Origin of the sequence: Streptomyces sp. NPDC006544, from assembly GCF_040611715.1 — a bacterium.
GTDB lineage: Bacteria > Actinomycetota > Actinomycetes > Streptomycetales > Streptomycetaceae > Streptomyces.
The window spans coordinates 1-7695 of record NZ_JBEXOV010000180.1 but is presented as its reverse complement, the minus strand read 5'-3'; the positions used below and the strand labels follow the sequence as shown (position 1 = coordinate 7695).

Here is a 7695-nt window from a genome sequence, read left to right as displayed (position 1 = left end):
ATGAGCGCGAGGTGGCAGGTAAGGGAGTAAACGCCCCAAACCTGGCAGCCACGAAACCGACGTACTGGCGCAGAGGATCTCTTAACACCCTCTAAGAGGGCGTTAAGTCCGATCTTCGTTGGTTCGTGATCGCTCGATCGTGGTACTGATCGTTGTCCGGGCTGCCTGGTGGGCATGTCCATGTTGAGATGCGGCCGTGAAGAGAGAGCCGTACCTCAGCGACTTATCGGATGGGCAGTGGGCGTTGATCGAGCCGATGATCACGGCCTGGAAGCAGGGGCGGGTGGCGCGGTCGGCGACCGGGGATCCCGGGTCCTGTGACCTGAGGGAGGTCGTGAACGCGATCTTCTATCAGAACCGGACGGGTTGTCAGTGGCGCATGCTGCCGCATGACCTGCCAGCCTGGTCGGCGGTGTTCTACTACTTCAGGCTGTGGCGTGAGGACGGGCTTGACCAGCGGATTCAGGAACTCCTGCGCTGCCAGGTGCGGGAGAAGGCCCGCCGATTAGAGGACCCGTCCCTCGTGATCATCGACACCCAGTCCGTCCGCGCTGCGGCGGGTGTCCCCGGGACCACGACGGGGCTGGACGCGAACAAGAAGGTCTCGGGCCGCAAGCGGGGACTTGCCGTCGACGTGCTGGGGCTGATCATCGGCGTCGTTGTCCTGGCCGCCTCCGCGCACGACAACGCCGCCGGCACCGCTCTGCTGGATCAGGCCGCCGAGCGGTGCGGGATGCGCCTGGAGAAGGTGCTGGTGGATCAGGGTTTCAAGGACGAAGTCATCGTTCACGGCGCGCTGCTGGACATCGACGTCGAGGTCGTCCGCCGCAACCCCGCTGACCAGGGCAAAGGGTTCGTCCCGCAGCCCAAGCGGTGGGTGGTCGAGCAGACGAACGGCACGCTGATGCTCCACCGGCGTCTGACCCGGGAGTACGACCACCGGCCCGACACCTCCGCCTCGCGCGTCTACTGGGCCTCCACCGCCAACATGGCCCGCCGCCTCACCACACCCACGCCGACCTGGCGCGACACCATCGGGCTGGCCGCGTGAACATCACCGAACTCCTGGTGGACCTTCACCTCCAGGAGAACGAGGCCACGGCCCGGGCAGACGAACTCCGCCATCAGATCGCACACTTCACCGCCGCCCTCACCGAGACCGAAGCTCGCCTCGCGGACCTCGCCACCACCCGCAAGGTCATTACCGAACTCGCACCTACCGGCACCGAACCCGATCCGCCCGAGTCGAGCACCGCCTACCAGGCCATCCTCGACGCCTTCAACCAGCACCCCGACCAGCCATTCCGGGCCCGCGACCTGCACGAACTCCTCGACATGCCCACCGACGAAGCATCCGTCAACATCACCCGCAGCCGCCTCGGACGACTCACCCGCCAAGGCTTCCTCACCCAACCCGGACGAGGCCGCTACCAGAAACGGACTTAACGCCCACTAAGAGGGAAGCGGACATGTTTCGGCTGGTCAGGAGGACGAGCCTTTGGAGATACGTCAGTACAGCACTGACATATCTCTGCACGGTGTGTCAGTAGGCACTGACCGATCTCCTGCCTTTGGTAGCAAAATCGCAACCAAACTGTCCGTCAGAAACCCCTAAAATTCGGGGGTTTGGTAGCAGAATCGCAACAAACTCCCGGCGGGCGACGGGACTAGGCAGGAGAGAGAGCGGGGGGATCCACCATCGCGATGTGTTCTTCGGTCGGCCGGCGCCCTTACCACCCGCCTCAGGCGGAAGTGGGCGCCCACCACATTCATTTCGGGTGCGGCGCAAGCTGTGCGGGTGAGGGCGCGGCGACGCCCCTGAGCCCGGACCCCGCCTGTCCCCCGTCCCGGACGGGGCACGGACGCCTAAGACTCTCCCGCGGCTGGAGCGGCAGATGCCGGAAACCGGCGGCGCCAGCGCCTAGACGGGGCCGACACCGGCCGGAGGGCACCCTCGCGGATCACGAAGTGGGTCAGCTGCAGGACGGAGTCCAGCGGGCCGCGGTAAGTCTGTTCTGAAGGGAGTCGCCCGGGCCAGCACCAAGTACGCGGCGCACGCGACCGTGATCGAGACAGACAGCACCCAGCGCCAGGAAGAGCCGGCCCAACCGGCGCCAGGTCTGCAGCTTCTGCCGGGAACCAGCGGTCCTGGTCACAGCTGGAGCCCTCCCGAATTGGTGCGGGCTGTCCGCAGGACAACACCGTGCGAAAGGAACCACACGCAAAGCCCGCAGCTCCCTAAGCGCTCTCCTCATGCTCCAGCCCCAGCTCCTTCACGAGACCCAGGGCTCCGCCGGCAACCGGACCCCAGCCCCAGAATCTACGCAGCCCAAGGCCCCCTGCGCCACTGGCTCCATGCCCGCTCAATCCCTTCCCCCTCCTCCCCCACACAAAAGAAAGTCTGCGCACTCACCGGCCGAAAAATGGGCCCTGAGCAGGCAAAATGCGGACCTGCCGTCCGGACCGCTTCCCTCTATGGTTCCCCCCTCTGACTTCCCCCCATGATTCCCTCCCCTGACAGCCCGTCATGGTTCCCCCCATGTCTACACACGCCACCGATCACATCCGCCCGAGAAACTGGGCGCACCGCCGCCGGGCCATCGGCGGGCCCGTCTGACTTCGGGCACCCCAATGCCCCGCCTTTCAAGGACCTCGGGCAGAGGCTCAGGACAACGTTGGACTGTCAACCCCAATGCCCGCACCGTTCAGCGCCTCCCGGCAGGGGCCGACGGAACAGCGGAGAGGACACCTCGCTCGTTCCTCTCACGAGGACATGCGGTGTAGCCACGCGATGTGAGTACGTGACATCCGTCCCGCGCTCACTGTTCCCCCTGATCAGCAGGTTGGGTGAGATCCCGCCCCCAGCGCGACGGGGGTGGTGCCTCGCTCGGGCCGTACGGGCCGGGTCATTCGTTGAGCCAGGCAGCGGCTTCGGCGTGGTTCGCGGCGACGCCGACCGGCGTCCACCCGCCGGTGTCCCCCTGCCGTTCGAGGAGCAGGCGCGGGGCATCTGGATGTAGGTGGGAGGCGCCGCCGCCGCCGGCGAGGGGGACCACGCGACGGGTGCCGGTGATCCACTGGTCGGACTCCCGGCGTCGCTCCCGCCGGGCCGCCCATGCCTCAAGGGAGTTGCGACGGGGCGGCTGCTGGGGGGTGTCGCTGCTGTCCACGGTCTCTCCTTACCGCCAGCGTGCCCTGGGCACCATGTTGCCGGGTTCGTCCACCCATGGTGCAGCACCGTCTCGGGTGAGTGTGAGGCCGAACCGCGAAAGGGTAGGCCGCCCTTGATCCTCCCACCACTGGTAGGCGGACTCGATGGTGTCCCACAGGCGGCGGGGCCCGTGCTGGTGGACGATGCCCGGTCCCTCAGGGTCGGGCCAGCGCACGGACGCCCACGACCGGTCCGTGAGGGAGTACCACCACCCGACCGGGGTACCCCCATCCTCGGCATACAGGGTGTGCGTGATGTGGGGAACGGTCAGGGACAGGGCATGCATGGCGTCGGTGTCGGCAAGCTGGTCGGGCTGGACGATGGCGCCAGTGGCGCCGGGCCAGGTGGTGACGTAGTCGGCGTGGTCTGGCCACGTCAGCCGGTGCGCCCGCGCCTTCATGAACTCCAGCCCGGTCACGAACGGGCCGGACGCGGTGCCGTCGGCGTGGACGGTGAGGCGGAGCAGGGCGTCCCGGCTGCTGTAGTGGGTGCCGTACGGGACGGTGATGCGGCCGCCGGGCCGTACTTGAGTTATCCATGCGGCCGGGATCTCCCGGACGCCGAACGTGCACAGTACCCGGTCGAGCGGGGCACGGTCGGGGTGGCCGGCTAGGGCGTCGCCGGTGACCACGCGGGGGCCGTCGCCGACCGCGGCGAGGGCGGTGCGGGCGGCTGCCGTGACGGCGCCGTCCACGTCCATGCTGACGACGTTGGCGGCCCCGCACCGGTGGGCCAGGAGCGCGGCGGTCTCGCCTGTGCCGGTGCCTGCGTCGAAGACGATCATGCCCGGCTCGGCGGCTGTCTCGCGGAGCAGGCTGTAGACCACGGTCGGCATGGAGGACGACGAGGTCGGCACCCGGCCGGGTGCTTCACCCTGGTGATCGCCATCGTCCCATTGCGTGACGATCGACAGGTCGGCGTCGGCGTACCCGTACCAGGCCGCCGGGTCCTTGCCGCGGTCGACGGTGATAGTGCGGGCGGCCGCCACGCCGTCGGGTCGTTGCGCATGTTCGGCGGGGAGGAACGGCCACATCCGACGGGGCAGGAAGAGGGCACGGTCGACGGCCGCGAACGCGGGCGCCCAATCTGAGGACAGGGCACCACTGGACATGAGGCAGCGCCCCAGCTCTGTGCGGCTGGGGCGCTCCGGGGGTGCGTGGGTGGTCACTTGCGGTGCGACCCTCCACCGGGCGGCGTGCTGGTGTCGGGGTTCGGCGGCGGCGGCGGGGGCGCGGGCTGGCCCGGCGAGGGGTTCGGCGGGGGCGGGCTGTGCTTGGCCATGGCGGGGGTTCCCTTCGTGGTGATGGTGCAGTGTCCCGGTCCGCGGTCGCGGGCGGGAAGTCGTGGCGTTCCCGCGGCCCGGGGCCGGTGCCGTAGGGGGGCGGTCGGGGAAGTCGTGCCGGGCGCTGGGCAGTTCAAGGGCTCGGCCCCGCCACGGTGCGCGCGGGGGTTCGGTCGCGGCGGGGCCGGGGGCTATAAGGTGCTGCGGTCCCGGCACCACAATGAATGGCTTGTGTCGGCGCCGTGGCCGGGTTGGGCAGTGGTCGGCCAGGGCGCGGCGGCGGTGGCGTCGGCTTCGTCGGCGACCACGACACTGAGGGTGCAGGCGGCCGTTGCGTGGCCTGCACCCGGCAGGCGGGCGTCTGCGCCGTTTCACGGAGTCACCCGCTCTGCGCCCCGTATGAGTACCTGCGCCTCGCGGCCGCAAGTCAGGCGCAGCCACAGGTAAGCAGCGTCGGCGTCCACGCCATCCCATCCGGAGCCGACTTGGACGACGATGCCGCTGACGCGTTCGGGCGTCACCCGAATCCGGTCCTCCGCGCGAACGTAGGTGGTGCCGGTGACTGTGTCGCCCACCTTGTACGGGGACCGGACGCGGGCGCGGGCGCGGCTCATGGTGGTCACCTCGCCCCCGCAGTCGCCTGGTCAACGCCCGGGTGCCGGCTTGCCTGCTGGGCACCGTCGAAGGCGGGGCAGAGGCCGGTGCCCTCGTCGGTGAGGCCGTCGAGGAACCGGGCGTAGCCATCATCGGCGCGCTCCAGGAGGTGGGGGCTTGGCGTGCCGTACGGGGTGGTCGTCTGAGAATGGGGCCCGATCACGCCTCGGCCTCCGTGGTGTCGCTGGTGAATGACCATCCGGCGGCGGCTTCGGCGAGGTTGCGGCGCCGCTGGTGCTGGCCGGGGGGTTCGGCGCATAGGGGATACGGTGGTGTACACGAGGAATCCGCCGCGCTCGCGGAGCAGGACGCCGAGTGCGGCGAACTGCGCCGGGTCGGCGGCGATGTGGCTGGTGTCGGCGACGACGATTCCGCGGACTTTGCCCGCGTCGAGGGCGTCGGTGACGGCCTTCCATCCGGCCCGGGTGTCAAGCGGGACGGCCGGGCCGAGGTCGGACCAGGCTCCGGCCACCTGCCAGTGGCGGGAGTCGGCGTAGTGGCGGCCGCGGGTCTCGGCGGCTCGTACGGTGCGCGGGTCGTCGGTGCAGGAGTAGACGGCGACGGGGACGTGTCCGAGGACGCCGGGCGGGTTCTTCGGCATGCCCCAAGCGTGGCTCTGGCAGCGCCGTCTTCCCAGGCACGGGCCGTGGCAGGTACGGGAGTTCGTGGCGAGTGTGGGTGCTACGGGCCGCGGCAGTGGCCAGTCGGGGGGGCCGGGGGGCTGCTATGCCACGTGGCAGTCGGGCCGCTAAGGGCCGTGCGGCTACCACGGGACGTAGCAAGGAGGTGGGGCGGGTCAGTGGAGGCCAAGGGGAACCCCGGCGGCGTGGGAGAGGGTACGCAGGCGGGAGACGGAGACTCCGGCGAGGCGGCTGATGATGACGCCGGGGAGCATCTGGTGGCGGACCCATCCGGGGGCCAGGCGGCAGACGGCTTCGAGGGAGTTAGCGGCCTGATCCCAATGTCGGGCTTCGAGGTGGGTGAGGGCGACGTCGAGGCCGAAGCGGGCGCGGGTTGCCAGGGGCACGCTCGCGTCCAGGCGGACGGTGTCCATGATGCGCAGGGCGCCGCTGGTGTCGCCGAGCGCGACTGCGATGGACATGGCCTGTGTCGCGGCGTACATGGGGCCGTAGGGCTGTGCGTGGTCACCGCGGGCGTGTTCGGCGCCAATACGGGCCGCCACGGCGTGGGCTTGGGACAGGTATTCGCGGGCGGTGTCGTCGGGGGCGCCGCCGCGGGAGGCGGCGACGGCGGCGTTCGTGACGAGTTGCCCGTACACGGACAGCCTGTCGGGGTCGTGCTCGCTCATCTTCGGTTCGATGCGGTCGGCTTGCGCGGCGGCGAGCGCGAACCCTTGGGCGGTACGGCCGTCGCGGAGGTTGACCCACGCTGTTGTGGCGGCGAGGTGCGCGTCCCGGAGGTCGTCCCCGGCCTGCCCGGCGAGCTGCCGCCCGTAGGTGAGGGCGGCATAGGCGAGGTCGCGGGAGCCCAGCAGGTTCGCCATCATGCCTGCGGTCTGGAAGGTGTCGATCAGAACCCCGGCGGCGGCGGTCTTCTCCTCGTGGTCGGCGTGGTCGTAGCGGGCTCGGGCTTCCGGGAGGAGGCGGGTGAGGAGGGTGCCTAAGTCGGTGTAGCGGCCGGACCAGTAGGCGGCGTCGGTGAGACGGACGATGGCCCGGAGTTCATCCACGGTGCCAGGGGTGGTGTCGGCGGGGATGCCTATGGCGGCATCGTGGGCGGCGGCGGAGACGGCGCGCAGGGCGGCGCGTTCGTCGCGGTCCATGGCTCGGCGGGGGGCCTGCTGGCCGAGGAGGACGGCGATGTCGGTGCCGAGGACGTCGGCAATAGCGAGGAGGGATGGCAGGGATGCCGTCCCTCCTCGCTCCAGCTTCCGAACGACACCGACGGATACAGTGGCGGCTTCCGCTAACTGCTCTTGGGTCATGCCGCTGCGGAGCGTCTTCATTCGCTCGGCGGTGGTGAACTCCGACCACTGCACGCGCATACACCTCCTGTTATGGGTCAGGCACGGACCGTACAGGCGCTGGCGGTGCGGCGACAGCCTTTGCCCGGCCGGAAGTTGACGAGGTCAGGCCGTCAAGACGGCCGACACCCCCAGGATCGCTTCGAGCTCGGCGACGGCTGCGGCCTCGTCGGTCGCGAGGACGGTTGTGATGCCGAGGGCGGCGGCCGGGGGCAAGTTCACTGGGTGATCGTCCACGAACACGCACTCCTCGCCCCGCAGGCCAAGCCGGTCAAGGGTGAGGTGGTAGATCGCCGGATCAGGCTTGGCAAGGCCGACCACCTCGGAGACGACCTGCACATCGAACAGGTCCCAGACCCCTGCATGGGTGTACGGGTTGTGCGGGTCCATGCCGAAGCTGTTGGACAGCAGGGCCAGGCGCACGCCGGCCGCCTTCGCGGCCTGTGCGAGGGCGACCATGCGGCGGGCGGTCGGCACCCCAGTCCAGGCCCGGCCCATGAGGTTCACAGGGTTCACGCCCGCGCCAAGGAGGGCGGCGGTGGCCGTGTTCCATTCGGCCTGCCC

General features: G+C 69.9%; 8 protein-coding genes. 2 read left to right on the top strand and 6 right to left on the bottom strand.

Annotation, left to right across the window (positions count from 1 at the left end):
- Positions 1-196 precede the first annotated feature (196 nt).
- Both ABZY44_RS36980 and ABZY44_RS36975 read left to right on the top strand, forming a co-directional pair.
- The gene (locus ABZY44_RS36980) at positions 197-1051 is read left to right on the top strand and encodes an IS5 family transposase (RefSeq protein WP_356661832.1); all 855 of its coding nucleotides are present in this window, start codon (positions 197-199) and stop codon (positions 1049-1051) included.
- Positions 1048-1446: a hypothetical protein gene (locus tag ABZY44_RS36975; protein ID WP_356661830.1), complete on the top strand. Its 399-nt coding sequence runs from the start codon at positions 1048-1050 to the stop codon at positions 1444-1446. The genes ABZY44_RS36980 and ABZY44_RS36975 overlap by 4 nt, the downstream gene beginning before the upstream one ends.
- Before the next feature lie 1460 nt (positions 1447-2906).
- Here ABZY44_RS36975 and ABZY44_RS36970 read toward each other — a convergent pair.
- The 6 genes from ABZY44_RS36970 to ABZY44_RS36945 form a co-directional block, all read right to left on the bottom strand.
- On the bottom strand, positions 2907-3170 hold the full coding sequence (locus tag ABZY44_RS36970; RefSeq protein ID WP_356661828.1) for a DUF6087 family protein: 264 nt from the start codon (positions 3168-3170) through the stop codon (positions 2907-2909).
- Positions 3171-3179: 9 nt separating this feature from the next.
- Positions 3180-4322 carry a methyltransferase domain-containing protein gene (locus ABZY44_RS36965; protein WP_356661826.1) on the bottom strand — a complete coding sequence of 381 codons (1143 nt, stop codon included), beginning with the start codon at positions 4320-4322 and terminating at the stop codon, positions 3180-3182.
- A 542-nt stretch (positions 4323-4864) separates the two neighbouring features.
- Positions 4865-5107, bottom strand: coding sequence for a hypothetical protein (locus tag ABZY44_RS36960; RefSeq protein WP_356661824.1), 243 nt, complete (start codon positions 5105-5107; stop codon positions 4865-4867).
- 5 nt (positions 5108-5112) lie between these two features.
- Positions 5113-5748: a recombinase family protein gene (locus tag ABZY44_RS36955; protein ID WP_356661822.1), complete on the bottom strand. Its 636-nt coding sequence runs from the start codon at positions 5746-5748 to the stop codon at positions 5113-5115.
- Between the two features lie 195 nt (positions 5749-5943).
- A complete protein-coding gene (locus ABZY44_RS36950; protein WP_356661820.1) occupies positions 5944-7152 on the bottom strand; it encodes a helix-turn-helix transcriptional regulator in 1209 nt (402 codons plus the stop codon).
- 84 nt (positions 7153-7236) lie between these two features.
- Positions 7237-7695, bottom strand: a 459-nt coding sequence (locus ABZY44_RS36945) for an HAD-IA family hydrolase (protein WP_356661818.1), incomplete at its 5' end; no start/stop codon positions are given.

Bases quoted from the DNA above. Each gene is read 5' to 3' on its own strand.
- ABZY44_RS36965 (WP_356661826.1), bottom strand. From the start codon at position 4,322: ATGTCCAGTGGTGCCCTGTCCTCAGATTGGGCGCCCGCGTTCGCGGCC.
- ABZY44_RS36960 (WP_356661824.1), bottom strand. From the start codon at position 5,107: ATGAGCCGCGCCCGCGCCCGCGTCCGGTCCCCGTACAAGGTGGGCGAC.
- ABZY44_RS36955 (WP_356661822.1), bottom strand. From the start codon at position 5,748: ATGCCGAAGAACCCGCCCGGCGTCCTCGGACACGTCCCCGTCGCCGTC.
- ABZY44_RS36950 (WP_356661820.1), bottom strand. From the start codon at position 7,152: ATGCGCGTGCAGTGGTCGGAGTTCACCACCGCCGAGCGAATGAAGACG.